The sequence below is a fragment of the Pseudomonas urmiensis genome (assembly GCF_014268815.2).
Classification (GTDB): domain Bacteria; phylum Pseudomonadota; class Gammaproteobacteria; order Pseudomonadales; family Pseudomonadaceae; genus Aquipseudomonas; species Aquipseudomonas urmiensis.
Genome location: NZ_JABWRE020000001.1, coordinates 254,605 through 269,252, shown reverse-complemented (window position 1 = coordinate 269,252; position 14,648 = coordinate 254,605). Strand labels below are relative to the sequence as shown.

General features: G+C 62.0%; 18 protein-coding genes. 1 reads left to right on the top strand and 17 read right to left on the bottom strand.

The window, feature by feature from the left end; all coding sequences use genetic code 11:
- Positions 1-2 precede the first annotated feature (2 nt).
- The 15 genes from ispG to trmJ all read right to left on the bottom strand — a co-directional run bounded on the left by ispG (position 3) and on the right by trmJ (position 11,880).
- Positions 3-1,112, bottom strand: coding sequence for a flavodoxin-dependent (E)-4-hydroxy-3-methylbut-2-enyl-diphosphate synthase (ispG, locus tag HU737_RS01185; RefSeq protein WP_186554082.1), 1,110 nt, complete (start codon positions 1,110-1,112; stop codon positions 3-5).
- Between the two features lie 3 nt (positions 1,113-1,115).
- Positions 1,116-2,144, bottom strand: coding sequence for a RodZ domain-containing protein (locus tag HU737_RS01180; RefSeq protein WP_186554083.1), 1,029 nt, complete (start codon positions 2,142-2,144; stop codon positions 1,116-1,118).
- Complete coding sequence (pilW, locus tag HU737_RS01175; RefSeq protein ID WP_186554084.1) at positions 2,141-2,902, bottom strand: type IV pilus biogenesis/stability protein PilW; 762 nt, start codon at positions 2,900-2,902, stop codon at positions 2,141-2,143. The genes HU737_RS01180 and pilW overlap by 4 nt, the downstream gene beginning before the upstream one ends.
- Positions 2,903-2,916: 14 nt before the next feature.
- Positions 2,917-4,062 (bottom strand): dual-specificity RNA methyltransferase RlmN, encoded by a 1,146-nt coding sequence (gene rlmN / locus HU737_RS01170; RefSeq protein ID WP_186554085.1) that lies wholly within the window; start codon positions 4,060-4,062, stop codon positions 2,917-2,919.
- A gap of 28 nt (positions 4,063-4,090) precedes the next feature.
- A complete protein-coding gene (ndk, locus tag HU737_RS01165) occupies positions 4,091-4,516 on the bottom strand; it encodes a nucleoside-diphosphate kinase (RefSeq protein WP_033701183.1) in 426 nt (141 codons plus the stop codon).
- Between the two features lie 88 nt (positions 4,517-4,604).
- On the bottom strand, positions 4,605-4,805 hold the full coding sequence (gene iscX, locus HU737_RS01160; RefSeq protein ID WP_136916531.1) for a Fe-S cluster assembly protein IscX: 201 nt from the start codon (positions 4,803-4,805) through the stop codon (positions 4,605-4,607).
- A gap of 14 nt (positions 4,806-4,819) precedes the next feature.
- Positions 4,820-5,161: an ISC system 2Fe-2S type ferredoxin gene (fdx, locus tag HU737_RS01155; protein WP_186554086.1), complete on the bottom strand. Its 342-nt coding sequence runs from the start codon at positions 5,159-5,161 to the stop codon at positions 4,820-4,822.
- 3 nt (positions 5,162-5,164) lie between these two features.
- Complete coding sequence (gene hscA, locus HU737_RS01150) at positions 5,165-7,027, bottom strand: Fe-S protein assembly chaperone HscA (RefSeq protein WP_186554087.1); 1,863 nt, start codon at positions 7,025-7,027, stop codon at positions 5,165-5,167.
- A 41-nt stretch (positions 7,028-7,068) separates the two neighbouring features.
- Positions 7,069-7,581, bottom strand: a complete 513-nt coding sequence (gene hscB / locus HU737_RS01145) for a co-chaperone HscB (protein ID WP_186554088.1) — start codon at positions 7,579-7,581, stop codon at positions 7,069-7,071.
- Positions 7,582-7,589: 8 nt separating this feature from the next.
- Positions 7,590-7,913: an iron-sulfur cluster assembly protein IscA gene (iscA, locus tag HU737_RS01140; protein ID WP_186554089.1), complete on the bottom strand. Its 324-nt coding sequence runs from the start codon at positions 7,911-7,913 to the stop codon at positions 7,590-7,592.
- A gap of 44 nt (positions 7,914-7,957) precedes the next feature.
- Positions 7,958-8,344 carry a Fe-S cluster assembly scaffold IscU gene (iscU, locus tag HU737_RS01135; RefSeq protein WP_011532337.1) on the bottom strand — a complete coding sequence of 129 codons (387 nt, stop codon included), beginning with the start codon at positions 8,342-8,344 and terminating at the stop codon, positions 7,958-7,960.
- A 46-nt stretch (positions 8,345-8,390) separates the two neighbouring features.
- A complete protein-coding gene (locus tag HU737_RS01130; RefSeq protein ID WP_186554090.1) occupies positions 8,391-9,605 on the bottom strand; it encodes an IscS subfamily cysteine desulfurase in 1,215 nt (404 codons plus the stop codon).
- 43 nt (positions 9,606-9,648) lie between these two features.
- Complete coding sequence (gene iscR, locus HU737_RS01125) at positions 9,649-10,140, bottom strand: Fe-S cluster assembly transcriptional regulator IscR (RefSeq protein WP_042111731.1); 492 nt, start codon at positions 10,138-10,140, stop codon at positions 9,649-9,651.
- Positions 10,141-10,305: 165 nt separating this feature from the next.
- A complete protein-coding gene (cysE, locus tag HU737_RS01120) occupies positions 10,306-11,121 on the bottom strand; it encodes a serine O-acetyltransferase (protein WP_186554091.1) in 816 nt (271 codons plus the stop codon).
- Between the two features lie 3 nt (positions 11,122-11,124).
- Complete coding sequence (gene trmJ / locus HU737_RS01115) at positions 11,125-11,880, bottom strand: tRNA (cytosine(32)/uridine(32)-2'-O)-methyltransferase TrmJ (RefSeq protein ID WP_186554092.1); 756 nt, start codon at positions 11,878-11,880, stop codon at positions 11,125-11,127.
- A gap of 150 nt (positions 11,881-12,030) precedes the next feature.
- Between trmJ and suhB the strand changes: the two genes are divergently transcribed.
- Complete coding sequence (suhB, locus tag HU737_RS01110; protein ID WP_186554093.1) at positions 12,031-12,849, top strand: type III secretion system regulator SuhB; 819 nt, start codon at positions 12,031-12,033, stop codon at positions 12,847-12,849.
- Positions 12,850-13,064: 215 nt separating this feature from the next.
- Here the strand turns inward: suhB and HU737_RS01105 are convergent, their stop codons facing one another.
- On the bottom strand, positions 13,065-13,613 hold the full coding sequence (locus HU737_RS01105) for a glycine zipper 2TM domain-containing protein (protein WP_186554094.1): 549 nt from the start codon (positions 13,611-13,613) through the stop codon (positions 13,065-13,067).
- A 121-nt stretch (positions 13,614-13,734) separates the two neighbouring features.
- On the bottom strand, positions 13,735-14,643 hold the full coding sequence (secF, locus tag HU737_RS01100; protein ID WP_186554095.1) for a protein translocase subunit SecF: 909 nt from the start codon (positions 14,641-14,643) through the stop codon (positions 13,735-13,737).
- Between the last annotated feature and the right edge of the window lie 5 nt (positions 14,644-14,648).

Here is a 14,648-nt window from a genome sequence, read left to right as displayed (position 1 = left end):
TTTCAGCCACGGGCGATCAGCGCCGCATCGGCCTCGACCTTTTCGGCCGCTTTCTGGCGGATGAGCTTTTCCAGTTCATCGACCAAGTTGTCATTGTTCAGCTTCTGCGCAGGCTTGCCGTCGATGTAGACCAGGTTCGGCGTACCGCCGGTCAGGCCCACATGCGACTCCTTGGCCTCACCCGGGCCGTTGACCACGCAGCCGATCACGGCCACATCCAACGGCACCAGCAGGTCTTCCAGGCGCGTTTCCAGCTCGTTCATGGTCTTGACCACATCGAAGTTCTGCCGCGAGCAGCTCGGGCAGGCGATGAAGTTGATGCCACGCGAACGCAGGTGCAGCGACTTGAGGATGTCGTAGCCGACCTTCACTTCTTCAACAGGGTCTGCGGCCAGGGAAATACGAATCGTATCGCCAATGCCTTCGGCCAGCAGCATACCGATGCCGACGGCGGATTTCACTGTCCCCGAACGCAGGCCACCCGCTTCGGTGATGCCCAGGTGCAGCGGTTGGACGATCTGCCGGGCCAGCTGGCGGTAGGCTTCGACGGCCATGAACACGTCGGATGCCTTGACGCTGACCTTGTAGTCCTGGAAATCCAGGCGGTCGAGGTGCTCGACATGGCGCAACGCCGACTCGACCAGCGCGGCTGGGGTCGGTTCGCCGTACTTCTTCTGCAGGTCCTTTTCCAGGGAGCCGGCGTTGACGCCGATGCGGATCGGGATACCACGATCACGCGCAGCATCGACCACCGCGCGTACGCGGTCTTCGCGGCCGATGTTGCCAGGGTTGATGCGCAGGCAGTCGACACCCAGTTCAGCCACACGCAGGGCGATCTTGTAGTCGAAGTGGATATCGGCCACCAGCGGCACGCTGACCAGCTGCTTGATGCGGCCGAAGGCTTCGGCGGCGTCCATGTCCGGTACCGAGACACGGACGATGTCGACGCCAGCATCGACCAGGCGCTGGATCTGCCCGACCGTGGCGGCGACGTCATTGGTGTCGGTGTTGGTCATGCTCTGCACCGCGATGGGCGCATCGCCGCCCACCGGCACATTGCCGACCCAGATTTTCCGGGATTCGCGACGTTTGATCGGAGATTCGCCGTGCATGACTTACTGTCCCAACTTCAGGCGAGCGGTTTCGCCACTGGTGAACGGTGCAACGTCGACGGCCTGGCCGTTGTAGCTGACCTGGGCGCCACGGGCAAAGCCCAGGCGTACCGCGAACGGCGGCTTGCCGGTCAGTTCCAGGCTGTCACCCTTGCGCTTGATGGCGCTGAACAGCACCTTGCCGTTGCCGTCGGAGACTTGAGTCCAGCAATCGGCGGTGAATTGAATTGCAACCTTGGCGCTGCCGGCTGGGGCCGGGGCGGCAGGTTCGGCGGCGCTAGCCGGCACGCTGGCGGCCGGGGTAGCAGCTGCTGCTACTGGCGCTACTGGCGCGACCGGTGCAGCTGCAGGAGCCTGTGCCGCAGCGGCCGGGGCTGCCGGCGCTGGGGTGCTGGCAGCAGCCGCGGGCGTGGCCGGCGCAGTAGCTTCTTCATTGGCGGAGCCGCTGGTCTCGCCAGCAGGTGCCTGCTCTAGCGCCAATGGCTCGGTTTGCGGCTGCTGGCCTTCGCTGACGGCTTGGTCTTCTGGCTCGTCCAACGGGTGAATCTGCGTGGTGCCGTCGGCGCTTTCGACTTCAACGTGCTCCAGGGCGATCTTGGCCAAGTCCTTGCCGCGCAGGCTGGTCTGGTCTTGCCACCAGAAAAAGCCACCGCCGACCACGGCCACCAGCAACAGCAGACTGACACCGCGCAGGATGTTGTGCGACAAGCGCACCGGCTCTTCGATACGGCCCAGCGCATGCACTTGGCTGCCTTGGGCATGGGTACCGGTGATCTGGTCGAAGGCGGCCACCAGCGGGGCTTGGTCCATGTCCATCAGCTTGGCATAGGCACGGATGTAACCACGGGCGAAGGTGTGCCCTGGCAGCTTGTCGAAGGCGCCGGATTCCAGGTTGTTCAGCGAACTCAAGGTCAGGTTGAGCTTGCGGGCTACCTCGGCTTGCGACCAATCGCGGTTTTCGCGGGCCTGGCGCAAGATCTCACCGGGGTGCTGGTGAGACGCTGCTGCTACTTCGGGATGAGCGGCTTTCATCGTTGCTCCGACAGGTATTGCTGATATTCCGGCGTACCGGGATAAAGTCGTTGTAATTGCTGGCCCAGTTCAGCCACCACGGCCGGTTCAGCGAACACCCGCGCCAGGCGGCTACCCAGCAGCAGGCTGCGGGCTTGCGGGTCGCTCAGCTGGCTGAAACGATCGTAGTAATCACGGGCCGGCACATAATGCCTGTTTTCGTAGGACAACTCAGCCATTTCCAGCAACGCCCTGGGTTGCCGTGGGTTGAGTTGCAGGGCTTTTTCCAAATACTCGCGCGCTTGCTCTGGACGCCCTAGCTTCATGGCGGTCAGGCCAAGGTTTTCAAAGACTCGCGAGCGCTCAGGATACAGGGTATCGGCGCCGGCCTGGCGAAAGACCTGCTCGGCCTGACTAAAACGCCCCTGAGCATATAGGAAACTGCCGTAGTTGTTGCGAATCCGCGTGTCATTGGCGCGCTGCGCCAAGGCCTGGCGAAAATGCTCTTCGGCCAGGGCGGGTTCGCCTTGCGCCTGGAACACCAAGGCCAGGGCGGCATGGGCGTCGGCATCGCGGTCATTCAGGGCCAGGGCTTTGGCCAGCGGCGCCTTGGCCTGCTCGGTCAAACCTTGTTGCAAATAACCCAGGCCCAACTGTACATAAGCCCGCCCCGCCTCGACCCGACCTTGATGGCTGGCCAGCGGATCGCCGGCGCCGCCGGACACGCAGCCGGCCAGCAGCAACAGCGTCAGGATCGACAGCGCGGCGCGCAGGGTCATTGGCAGGTTCTCGGTCAGTGGCGCGCGGCGCTATCTTGCGTCTGTACGTCGTCGTTGAGCTGACGCACGGCAATGTAGCGCTCACTGCGGCGGGTGCGGTCCATCACCTGGCCAACCAGCTGACCACAGGCGGCGTCGATATCTTCGCCACGGGTGGTGCGGGTGGTGACGTTGAAACCACCGTGATGCAGCATGTCCTGGAAGCGGCGGATGGCGTTGTTGCTCGGCCGCTCGTAACCGGAATGCGGGAATGGGTTGAACGGGATCAGGTTGATCTTGCACGGCACATCGCGCAGCAGTTCGATCATCTGCGCCGCGTGTTCCGGCTGGTCGTTGACGTCCTTGAGCAGGGTGTACTCGACGGTCAGTACGCGCTTGCCACCCAGGGTGGCCATGTAGCCCATGCACGACTCGAGCAGCACCTTGAGCGGGTACTTCTTGTTGATCGGTACCAACTTGTTACGCAGTTCGTCGTTCGGCGCGTGCAGCGACAGCGCCAGGGAAACGTCGATGTGCTTGGCCAGTTCGTCGATCATCGGCACAACGCCGGAAGTCGACAAGGTGACGCGACGCTTGGAAATGCCATAGCCCAGATCATCCATCATGATCTTCATGGCGGCGATGACATTGTCGAAATTGAGCAACGGCTCGCCCATGCCCATCATCACCACGTTGGTAATGGCGCGGTCGACTTTGGCCGGGACGGTTCCGAAGGATTTGTTCGCAAGCCACACCTGGCCAATGACTTCGGCGGCGGTGAGGTTGCTATTGAAGCCTTGCTTGCCGGTGGAGCAGAAACTGCAGTCCAGGGCGCAGCCGGCTTGGGACGAAACGCAGAGGGTACCGCGGTCGTCGGTGGGGATGTAGACGGTCTCGACGCAGCTGCCGGAGGCAACGCGGATCACCCATTTACGGGTGCCGTCGGCGGAAATGTCTTCACTGACCACTTCCGGAGGCCGAATCTCGGCAACAGCCTCGAGCTTTTCGCGCAAGGCCTTGCCGACATTGGTCATGGCGGCGAAATCATCGACGCCAAAATGGTGAATCCATTTCATTACTTGACCGGCACGGAAGCGCTTCTCCCCAATCGAGTCGAAGAACTGTTCCATTTCCGGCTGGGTCAGACCCAACAGGTTGATTTTGCCAGTAGATGTCGTCATGGATTCACCCTCACCCGTAAGCTTTCGCTTAGCGAGTGGTTACCTCGGTAGCAGCGAAGAAGTAAGCGATTTCGCGAGCAGCGGCAGCTTCGGAGTCCGAACCGTGAACGGCGTTGGCGTCGATCGACTCAGCGAAGTCAGCACGGATGGTGCCGGCAGCAGCTTCTTTAGGGTTGGTAGCGCCCATCAGCTCGCGGTTCAGAGCGATGGCGTTTTCGCCTTCCAGAACCTGAACGACAACTGGACCGGAAGTCATGAAGGCAACCAGGTCACCGAAGAAACCGCGCTCGCTGTGCTCAGCGTAGAAGCCTTCAGCTTCGGCTTTGGACAGTTGCTTGATTTTCGAAGCAACGATTTTCAGGCCAGCGTCTTCGAAGCGAGTGGTGATCTTGCCGATGACGTTCTTGGCAACTGCGTCAGGCTTGATGATCGAGAAAGTACGTTGAACAGCCATGGTAACTCCAGAAAATTGAGTGTTGCGAAAAATTAAACCCGCGAATTATACGCGGGTTCCAGGGGATTGCCTAACCTGCAGATAACGCTCAGTCGGCTTCTTCGATCCAAGCCGCCTGGATGGCCTCGAGCACTTTCTCACCGCCGCGTGACGGATCGTCGCTAAATTCTGGCAGGGCCAGTACCCAACGGTGCAGATCGACGAAATTTACATAACGAGGATCGACCTCAGGCTTGCTTTCTGCAAGCTGGATGGCGATCTCAAGTACATCAACCCATTTCAGACTCATGCCAGCCTCCAGACTCAGTGCGGCGCTTCAGCGGCGTGGTTGAGCGAATATTTGGGGATTTCGATGGTCAGGTCTTCATCACCGACCACTACCTGGCAACCCAGGCGCGACTGTGCTTCCAGGCCCCAGGCCTTGTCCAGCATGTCTTCTTCGAGCTCGTCGGCTTCTTCCAGCGAGTCGAAGCCCTGGCGCACGATGCAGTGGCAGGTGGTGCAGGCCTTGACGCCGCCGCAGGCGCTTTCCATCTCGATATGGTGCTCGTGAGCCAGCTCGAGGATGTTGGTGCCAGCCGGCACCTCGACCACCAGGCCCTCCGGGCAGAACTTCTCGTGCGGCAGGAATTTCACCTGGGGCATCGGTTACTCCTCGATCTCATTCAGGTTGCGCCCGGCCAGTGCGGCTTTGACCGTCGAATCAAGGCGACGGGCGGCAAATGCATCGGTCACCTGCGACAGAATCTTGGTCTGTTGCTCGATGGCAGGGCCATCGGTGCCGGCCAGCAAATCACGTAGTTGTTGCATCTGGAAGGCAATAGCCTCGCGCTCTTCGGCGCTTAGCAGGCGCTCGCCATCGGCGTCCAATGCGCCCTGCACCGCTTCGAGCAGGCGTTCGCCGTCGACCTGGTGCTCACGCAGCTGACGCGCCTGCTTGTCGGAACCTGCGTGCTCGAAGGAGTCCTTGAGCATGCGGGCGATCTCTCCGTCGGTCAGGCCGTACGACGGCTTGACCTGAATGCTCGACTCCACGCCAGAGCCCAGCTCGCGGGCGGCTACGCTGAGCAGCCCGTCGGCGTCGACCTGGAAGGTCACGCGGATTTTCGCCGCGCCCGCCACCATTGCCGGAATGCCGCGCAACTCGAAGCGAGCCAGGGAGCGGCAGTCGCTGATCAGCTCGCGCTCACCCTGCAGGACGTGGATCATCATGGCCGACTGGCCATCTTTATAAGTGGTGAACTCTTGCGCGCGGGCCACAGGGATCGTGGTGTTGCGCGGGATCACCTTCTCCATCAGGCCGCCCATGGTCTCAAGACCGAGCGACAGCGGGATGACGTCCAGCAGCAACAGCTCGCCGCCTTCGCGACGGTTACCCGCCAGGGTGTCGGCCTGGATCGCGGCGCCGATGGCGACCACCTGATCGGGGTCGATCGACGTCAGCGGGGTACGGCCGAATAGCGTACCGACTGCTTCGCGCACACGCGGAACGCGGGTCGAACCACCCACCATGACCACCGCCCCGACCTCTTCGAGTTCGATGCCGCTGTCGCGCACGGCGCGCCGGCAAGCCTTGAGGCTGCGGGCGATCATTGGCTCGATCATCGCTTCGAAGGCCGCCCGGCTCAGCTCGCCCTGCCAGGCGCCGTGCTGAACGCTAACGACGTCGGCGTCAGTCAGGGCTTCCTTGGCGGCGCAAGCAGTCTGCAGCAGCAAGCGCTGGGTAGCGGGGTCGAGGTCAGCGGACAAACCCGCCTGCTCGATGATCCAGCCAGCAATCGCATGATCGAAATCGTCACCACCCAGGGCCGTATCGCCCCCAGTGGCCAGCACTTCGAAGACGCCAGCGGTAAGACGCAGGATAGAAATATCGAACGTACCGCCACCCAAATCGAAGATCGCCACCACGCCTTCGGCGTTTTGGTCCAGACCATACGCCACGGCAGCAGCGGTCGGCTCGTTGAGCAGGCGCAGAACGTTGAGCCCGGCCAGTTTGGCGGCATCTTTGGTGGCTTGGCGCTGGGCGTCGTCGAAGTAGGCCGGGACAGTAATCACCGCCCCTACCAGGTCGCCACCCAGGGTCTGCTCAGCACGCTGGCGCAGCACCTTGAGGATATCGGCAGACACTTCCACCGGGCTCTTTGGCCCTTGGACCGTGTCGATGAACGGCATATGCGACTCGCCGCCCACAAAGCGGTAAGGCAGCTGTTCGCCAAGTTGCTTGACGTCTGCCAGGCCACGACCCATCAGGCGCTTGACCGACAAGATAGTATTGAGCGGGTCGCTGGAGGCAGCGTCGCGCGCAGCCTGGCCGACTTCAATGCGGCCATCGAGGTAGCGCACGGCGGACGGCAGGATGACACTGCCCTGCGCGTCGGGCAGCGGCTCGCTCAGGCCACTGCGCAAGGCGGCAACCAGAGAATTGGTGGTACCCAGGTCGATCCCCACCGCCAGGCGGCGCTGGTGCGGCTGTGGGCTCTGACCGGGTTCGGCGATCTGCAGTAGGGCCATGCTTATCTAGATACCTTAGGCGTCGTCACGGCAACGCCGGGTTAATCGTCGAGGCGCTCTTCCAACTGGCGCACTTCTTGGGCGAGCTTGTCGAGGAACTGCATGCGGCGCATCAGGCGCTCGGCCTGTTCACGCTGCGCAGCATCATCCCAGCAGGCGGCGAAATCCTCGTTGAGCGTGTCTTGGGCAGCCTTGAGGCGCTTCTTGAACACCGCGACACCGTCCAGATCGTCCAGCTCTTCGAGCTCCTCACGCAGCTCCATTTGCTGCAACAGGAAGTCCGGGTCATGCACGGTGACTTCCTGCGGCACTTCATGGCCACTGATGGCCAGCAGATAGCGGGCACGCCGCGGGGCGCTGCGCAGGGTCTGGTAGGCGTCGTTCAACGCTGCCGAGTTTTCCAGGGCAATGCGCTGTTCACGTTCGGAGGCATCGGCGAAACGGTCCGGATGGACCTCGCGGGCCAGCTCGCGGTAGCGAACGGCCAGCTTGTCGAGGTCCAGACGAAAGCCCGGCTTGAGGTCAAACAGAGCGAAATGGCAAGGAGTACCCACGTCAAGCCTCAGACATTGAAGCTTTCGCCGCAGCCACACTCACCGCGCACGTTGGGGTTGTTGAACTTGAAGCCTTCGTTCAACCCTTCCTTGACGAAGTCGAGCTCGGTACCGTCGAGGTAGACCAGGCTTTTTGGGTCGATGATGACCTTCACGCCGTGGTTCTCGAACACCTGATCTTCAGACGCCACTTCGTCGACGAACTCCAGCACGTAGGCCAGGCCCGAGCAACCGGTGGTGCGCACGGCCAGGCGAATGCCCTCACCCTTGCCGCGCCCGTCGAGGGAACGCCGCACGTGGTTGGCGGCGGCTTCTGTCATGCTGATAGCCATCGGAGCTCCTTTGCTTAGCTGTGCTTACCGTTGAGTCTTGCGACTCAGATCAAGCCTTTCTTCTGCTTGTAGTCGCGTACGGCCGCCTTGATGGCGTCTTCGGCGAGTACCGAGCAGTGGATCTTGACCGGCGGCAGCGCGAGTTCCTCAGCCAGCTGGGTGTTCTTGATGGTTTCGGCTTCGTCCAGGGTCTTGCCCTTCATCCACTCGGTGGCGAGGGAGCTGGAGGCGATGGCCGAACCGCAGCCATAGGTCTTGAACTTGGCGTCTTCGATGACGCCCTGCTCGTTGACCTTGATCTGCAGACGCATCACGTCACCGCAGGCCGGGGCGCCGACCATGCCGGTGCCGACATCCGGATCGTCGGCGTTCATCTTGCCGACGTTGCGCGGGTTTTCGTAGTGGTCGATGACCTTTTCACTGTATGCCATGGTGCAATTCCTTCCTCATCAGGGAGCCGCTCTTGCCGGCGACTGCTTAGTGGGCGGCCCACTCGATCTTGGAGATGTCGACGCCGTCTTTGTACATGTCCCACAGCGGCGAGAGCTCACGCAGCTTGTTGACTGCCTTGCAGACTTCCTGCGCGGCGTAGTCGACTTCTTCTTCAGTGGTGAAGCGGCCGAAGGAGAAGCGGATCGAGCTGTGTGCCAGCTCGTCGTTACGGCCCAGAGCGCGCAGTACATAAGACGGCTCGAGCGAAGCGGAGGTGCAGGCGGAACCCGACGATACCGCGATGTCCTTGAGCGACATCAGCAGCGACTCGCCTTCAACGTAGTTGAAGCTCAGGTTCAGGTTGTGCGGCACGCGGGCAGTCTGGCTGCCGTTGACGTAGAGCTCTTCGAGGTCCGAGACCTGCTTGAAGAAGCGGTCGCTCAGGGCCTTGATGCGGACGTTCTCGCTGGCCATTTCCTGCTTGGCAATGGCAAACGCCTCGCCCATGCCGACGATCTGGTGGGTTGGCAGGGTGCCCGAACGCATACCGCGCTCATGGCCACCGCCGTGAATGATGGCTTCCAGGCGAACCCGTGGCTTGCGGCTGACGTACAGCGCGCCGATGCCTTTCGGGCCGTAGACCTTGTGGGCCGAGAACGACATCAGGTCGACCTTGAGTTTCTGCAGGTCGATTTCGACCTTGCCAGCCGACTGGGCGGCGTCGACATGGAACAGCACGCCGCGCGAACGGGTCAGTTCACCGATGGCGGCGATGTCGTTGATCGAGCCGACTTCGTTGTTGACGTGCATCAGCGAGACCAGGATGGTGTCGTCGCGCAGCACCGCCTCGACCTGGGCCGGGGTGACGATGCCGTCTTCGCCTGGCTCGAGGTAGGTGACTTCGAAACCTTCACGCTCGAGCTGGCGAGCGGTATCCAGGACCGCCTTGTGCTCGATCTTGGAGGTGATGATGTGCTTGCCCTTGGTCTGATAGAAGTGCGCAACACCCTTCAGCGCCAGGTTGTCGGACTCGGTAGCACCGCTGGTCCAGACGATCTCGCGCGGGTCGGCGTTGATCAGCTCGGCTACTTGGCGACGGCCGTTCTCCACCGCTTCCTCGGCGCGCCAGCCGAACACGTGGGAGCGCGAAGCCGGGTTACCGAAGTTTCCGTCGACCAGCAGGCAGTCGGCCATCTTCTGAGCCACACGTGGGTCGACCGGGGTGGTCGCGGAGTAATCGAGGTAGATCGGCAACTTCATTGAGTATCTCCTATCAGGCGTTGGCGTCGCTCGTCGTCACGGTTCAGTCGACGGCGGACGTCTCAATCTTGTCCAGCTGGGCGGATCGGCCTGCGACACGGCGCAGGTCCTGGCGTTGGGCGACTTCTTGCACCTCACGGCGCATCACGAGGTCGGCCAGGCTGATGCCACTGAGGAATTCATGGATCTGCTGGCTGAGGTCGCACCACAAGTGGTGAGTCAGGCAGGTGTCACCGGCATGGCAATCCCCCAGGCCCTGGCAGCGGGTGGCATCGACCGATTCATTGACCGCATCGATGACCTGGGCCACCTGGATGGTTTCCATGCCCCGCGACAGCTGGTAGCCACCGCCTGGCCCGCGCACGCTGGAAACCAGGCTGCTACGGCGCAGCTTGGCGAACAGCTGTTCCAGATAAGAGAGGGAAATGCCCTGGCGCTCGGAAATGTCGGCCAAAGACACCGGCCCATGCTGCGCGTGCAGTGCCAGGTCAAGCATGGCGGTCACGGCGTATCGGCCTTTGGTAGTCAGTCGCATGGCGTATGGGTACCACGGGAGTTACAAGATGTGAGCGAGTATGCGATTCCCGAGCATTTAAGTCAACTATAAGACCTACTGCTTTAGTCGGGTTTGCATCTGGGAGGCGGGCGCGAGTGTAGCAGACATGGGGCGTGATCACACGCCCCAGATGACGAACTGATGTCAATGCGGCTGGGTGTCGCCCTGCGCGGCTTGCTTGGCGTCGGCCGGCTTGGCCTCGCCCTGAGTCAGCTCGACGAAGTCTTCTTCAGGCAAAGCCGGCAGTTCCTTGCCACAGTAGTCGCTACCCAGGTTGGTCAGGGCGCCACACATGCCCTCCAGGCGCTCGTCGACGGCCTGCAGATGATCGAGCATCTGGCCAATCGCTCGCGCCACCGGATCGGGCATGTCGCCACTGACGCCATAGGCATCAAAGCCGATTTTCTCGGCCATGGCCTTGCGCTTGGCCTCGACTTCGCTGTCTTCGGTCTTGACGATGATGCGCCCTGGGATACCCACCGCCGTGGCGCCTGGCGGCACTTCCTTGGTGACCACGGCGTTGGAGCCGATCTTGGCCCCGGCACCGACGGTAAACGGGCCCAGCACCTTGGCGCCGGCACCGACTACCACGCCGTTCTCCAAGGTGGGGTGGCGCTTGCCTTTATTCCAGCTGGTGCCGCCCAGAGTCACGCCTTGGTACAGGGTGACGTCGTCACCGATCTCGGCAGTCTCGCCAATGACGATACCCATGCCGTGGTCGATGAAGAAGCGCCTACCGATGGTCGCGCCGGGATGGATCTCGATACCGGTCATCCAGCGACCGAAGTTCGACACCAGCCGAGCCAGCCATTTGAAGTCACGAAGCCACAGGGCATGACCGAGACGGTGCAGCCAGATGGCGTGCATCCCCGGGTAGCAGGTCAGCACCTCGAAGGCGTTGCGCGCTGCCGGGTCACGATGAAATACGCTTTGGATATCTTCACGCAGACGTTCAAACATCTTTCAGTCCTTCCGCTTATGCGGCTCGCCTCGGGCGACCTTCTGGGTCTCGGTGAGGATGCCGCGCAAAATGCTCATTTCCGAACGATCGACCGCACTACGCCCATACAACCGGCGCAGACGCGCCATCAGGTGCTTGGGCTTCTCGGGATCGAGGAACGCGATATCCACCAGGGTTTTTTCCAGGTGGTCGTAGAAGCGCTCCATTTCGTCCAGGGTCGCCAGCTCGCCGGCGTCCGCTTTCTCGACTTTCGCCGGTGCGCCCTGCTCGGTCAGCCAGGCCATGCGCACCTCGTAGGCGAGCACCTGGACAGCGGCAGCAAGGTTCAGCGAGCTGAAGTCGGGGTTCGAGGGAATGTGCACGTGGAAGTGACATCGCTGCAGTTCGTCGTTGGTCAAGCCGGCATGCTCGCGCCCGAACACCAGGGCGATTTCCTCACCGGTAGCGGCCCGCTCTACGGCCTTGGCGCCGCACTCACGCGGGTCGAGCATGGGCCAGGGCAGGCTGCGGTCACGGGCACTGGTGCCGATCGCCAGGCTGCAACCGACCAGCGCCTCTTCCAGCGAGCCGACCACTTGGGCGCCATCGAGCACATCGTCGGCGCCGGAGGCACGGGCGCTGGCGTCGGCAGCGGGAAAGTCCAGTGGCTGAACCAGCACCAGGCGCGACAAGCCCATGTTTTTCATGGCACGAGCAGCGCCGCCGATGTTGCCGGGGTGGCTGGTATTGACCAGAACAACACGAATATTCTGCAGCAAGGTGTGTGCTCATAGATGCGATTGAAGGGGGTATTGATCTTACAGAACCGACCAGCGTAACGCCACGAAAGCAAATGTCACACTTCTGCCGCAGGAGTTTTCTGCTAGAATGTGCGGCTTTCTTCTTTAACATCCCCAGGTGAAACGCCCATGCAGCCTATGCTGAATATCGCCCTGCGCGCTGCTCGCAGCGCCAGTGAACTGATTTTCCGCTCCATCGAACGCCTGGATAGCATCAAGGTCGACGAAAAGGAAGCCAAGGACTACGTCTCCGAGGTTGACCGCGCTGCCGAGCAGAGCATCGTCAACGCCTTGCGCAAGGCCTACCCGAACCACTCCATCCAAGGCGAAGAGACCGGCCTGCACGCTGGCTCCGGCGAAGAAGGCAAGGACTACCTGTGGATCATCGATCCGCTGGATGGCACCACCAACTTCCTGCGTGGCGTTCCTCACTTTGCGGTCAGCATCGCCTGCAAATACCGTGGCCGCCTGGAGCACGCCGTGGTCCTCGACCCAGTGCGCCAGGAAGAGTTCACCGCCAGCCGTGGCCGTGGCGCCCAAGTCAACGGTCGCCGCCTGCGCGTCAGCTCGCGCACCAGCCTGGAAGGCGCACTGCTGGGTACCGGCTATCCGTTCCGCGACAACCAGATGGAAGACCTGGACAACTACCTGGGCATGTTCCGCGCCCTGACTGGCCAGACCGCCGGCATCCGCCGCGCCGGCTCCGCCAGCCTGGACCTGGCCTATGTCGCCGCTGGCCGTTTCGACGCCTACTGGGAGTCGGGCCTGTCCGAATGGGACATGGCTGCCGGCGTGCTGCTGGTACAAGAAGCCGGCGGCCTGGTGAGCGACTTCAACGGTGGCCATGACTTCCTCGAGAAGGGCCATATCGTTGCGGGCAACATCAAGTGCTTCAAAGCCGTGCTGACTGCCATCCAGCCGCACGTGCCGCACTCGCTGAAACGCTGAGGCGGATTTCAGCCACAAAAAAAGCACCCTACGGGGTGCTTTTTTGTGGCTATTGCCCTGGTGAGATGCGTGGGAGCGGGCTTGTCACGCGATAGCATGCGCCCATCAACCTAGGAAGCCCGCCTGACGCTATCGCGGGGCAAGCCCGCTCCCACGATGCACTGCGTCCACGATACTGCCGTCCAAGATGCACTGCGTCAGTCAGAGAACTAGCCTTACTGCCCCGGCTGCGCCTGGCTCAGCACCAGCTTGCCATTCTCATCCAGCGGAATGGTCGAGCCCGGCTCGTGATCCATCTTCACCTTGCCGACCTTGTCGCCAATCGAATAGGTCACGTTGTAGCCAACCACCTTCTCGCTGAGGTCGTTGACCGTATTGCAGCGGGTTTGCGTGGTGGTGTAGGTGTCACGCTCCTGCATGCCCTCCTGCACCTTGTTACCGGCATAACCGCCACCGACCGCACCGGCCACGGTGGCGATCTTCTTGCCGGTACCGCCGCCAATCTGGTTACCCAGCAAGCCGCCGGCCAGTGCACCGACCACGGTGCCGGCAATCTGGTGCTGGTCCTTGACCGGCGCCTGACGGGTCACAGTGACGTCCTTGCACACTTCGCGCGGGGTCTTGACCTGCTGTTTAATCGGCTGCACGTCCGTCACCTGAGCAACCTCAGGGCCTTTGTTCACCAAGCTGTAGGTCGCCACAGCACCTCCGGCAGTGACACCGACAGCACCCAGCACCGCACCCACTAGCATTGATTTATTCACGTGAACCTCCTGATCGTACTTGCGGGTCCGAACCCGCGCTTCTCCCAGCCTTGGAGTAAAAAAAAAGCCGCGAGTTCAACACTCGCGGCTCTCTTTGCGCCAAACGGCGTAGGACAAATCCTTACGGACGGTCGTCCACACCCTCTGCCTTGACCGGTGGAATCAGGTCTTCGCTGTTCAGGTTCAGCCAGATCAGTACCACGTTGGCGATGTAGATCGACGAGTAGGTACCGGCCATGACCCCGATGAACAGTGCCAGGGAGAAGCCGAACAGGTTGTCGCCGCCGAAGAACAGCAGCGCCGCGATGGCCAGCAAGGTCGACACCGAGGTGGCGATGGTACGCAGCAGGGTCTGGGTGGTCGAGACGTTGATGTTCTCGATCAACGAAGCCTTGCGCATGACCCGGAAGTTCTCACGTACCCGGTCGAACACGACGATGGTGTCGTTGAGCGAGTAACCGATGATCGCCAGCACCGCCGCCAGCACCGTCAGGTCGAAGGTGATCTGGAAGAACGACAGGATACCTACGGTCACCACCACGTCGTGGATCAGCGAGATGATCGCGCCCACGGCGAACTTCCACTGGAAGCGGAAGGCCAGGTAGATCAACACCCCGCCCAGCGCCAGGAGCATGCCCAGGCCACCCTGGTCACGCAGCTCCTCACCCACCTGCGGGCCGACGAACTCGACGCGCTTGAGGGTTGCCGGGTTGTCGCCACCGGCCTTCTGCAAGGCCGCCGCGACTTTGCTACCCAGTTGCGGGTCGTCGCCAGGCATACGCACCAACAGGTCGGTGGTCGCGCCAAAGCTCTGCACCACGGCATCGCCAAAACCCGACTCGACCAGCTCGGCACGCACGGTTTTCAGGTCTGCCGGACGCTCGTAGGTCAGCTCGATGAGCGTACCGCCGGTGAAGTCCAGACCGAAGTTCAGGCCCTTCTGCCACCAGCTGAACAGTGCCAGCACGGTAAGCAGTACGGTGATGGCGAACGCGACATTGCGCACGCCCATGAAGTTGATGGTTTTCATGGTTA

Coding starts and splice junctions, on each gene's coding strand:
- ispG (WP_186554082.1), bottom strand. CDS start 1,112: ATGCACGGCGAATCTCCGATCAAACGTCGCGAATCCCGGAAAATCTGG.
- HU737_RS01180 (WP_186554083.1), bottom strand. CDS start 2,144: ATGAAAGCCGCTCATCCCGAAGTAGCAGCAGCGTCTCACCAGCACCCC.
- pilW (WP_186554084.1), bottom strand. CDS start 2,902: ATGACCCTGCGCGCCGCGCTGTCGATCCTGACGCTGTTGCTGCTGGCC.
- rlmN (WP_186554085.1), bottom strand. CDS start 4,062: ATGACGACATCTACTGGCAAAATCAACCTGTTGGGTCTGACCCAGCCG.
- ndk (WP_033701183.1), bottom strand. CDS start 4,516: ATGGCTGTTCAACGTACTTTCTCGATCATCAAGCCTGACGCAGTTGCC.
- iscX (WP_136916531.1), bottom strand. CDS start 4,805: ATGAGTCTGAAATGGGTTGATGTACTTGAGATCGCCATCCAGCTTGCA.
- fdx (WP_186554086.1), bottom strand. CDS start 5,161: ATGCCCCAGGTGAAATTCCTGCCGCACGAGAAGTTCTGCCCGGAGGGC.
- hscA (WP_186554087.1), bottom strand. CDS start 7,027: ATGGCCCTACTGCAGATCGCCGAACCCGGTCAGAGCCCACAGCCGCAC.
- iscA (WP_186554089.1), bottom strand. CDS start 7,913: ATGGCTATCAGCATGACAGAAGCCGCCGCCAACCACGTGCGGCGTTCC.
- iscU (WP_011532337.1), bottom strand. CDS start 8,344: ATGGCATACAGTGAAAAGGTCATCGACCACTACGAAAACCCGCGCAAC.
- HU737_RS01130 (WP_186554090.1), bottom strand. CDS start 9,605: ATGAAGTTGCCGATCTACCTCGATTACTCCGCGACCACCCCGGTCGAC.
- iscR (WP_042111731.1), bottom strand. CDS start 10,140: ATGCGACTGACTACCAAAGGCCGATACGCCGTGACCGCCATGCTTGAC.
- cysE (WP_186554091.1), bottom strand. CDS start 11,121: ATGTTTGAACGTCTGCGTGAAGATATCCAAAGCGTATTTCATCGTGAC.
- suhB (WP_186554093.1), top strand. CDS start 12,031: ATGCAGCCTATGCTGAATATCGCCCTGCGCGCTGCTCGCAGCGCCAGT.
- secF (WP_186554095.1), bottom strand. CDS start 14,643: ATGAAAACCATCAACTTCATGGGCGTGCGCAATGTCGCGTTCGCCATC.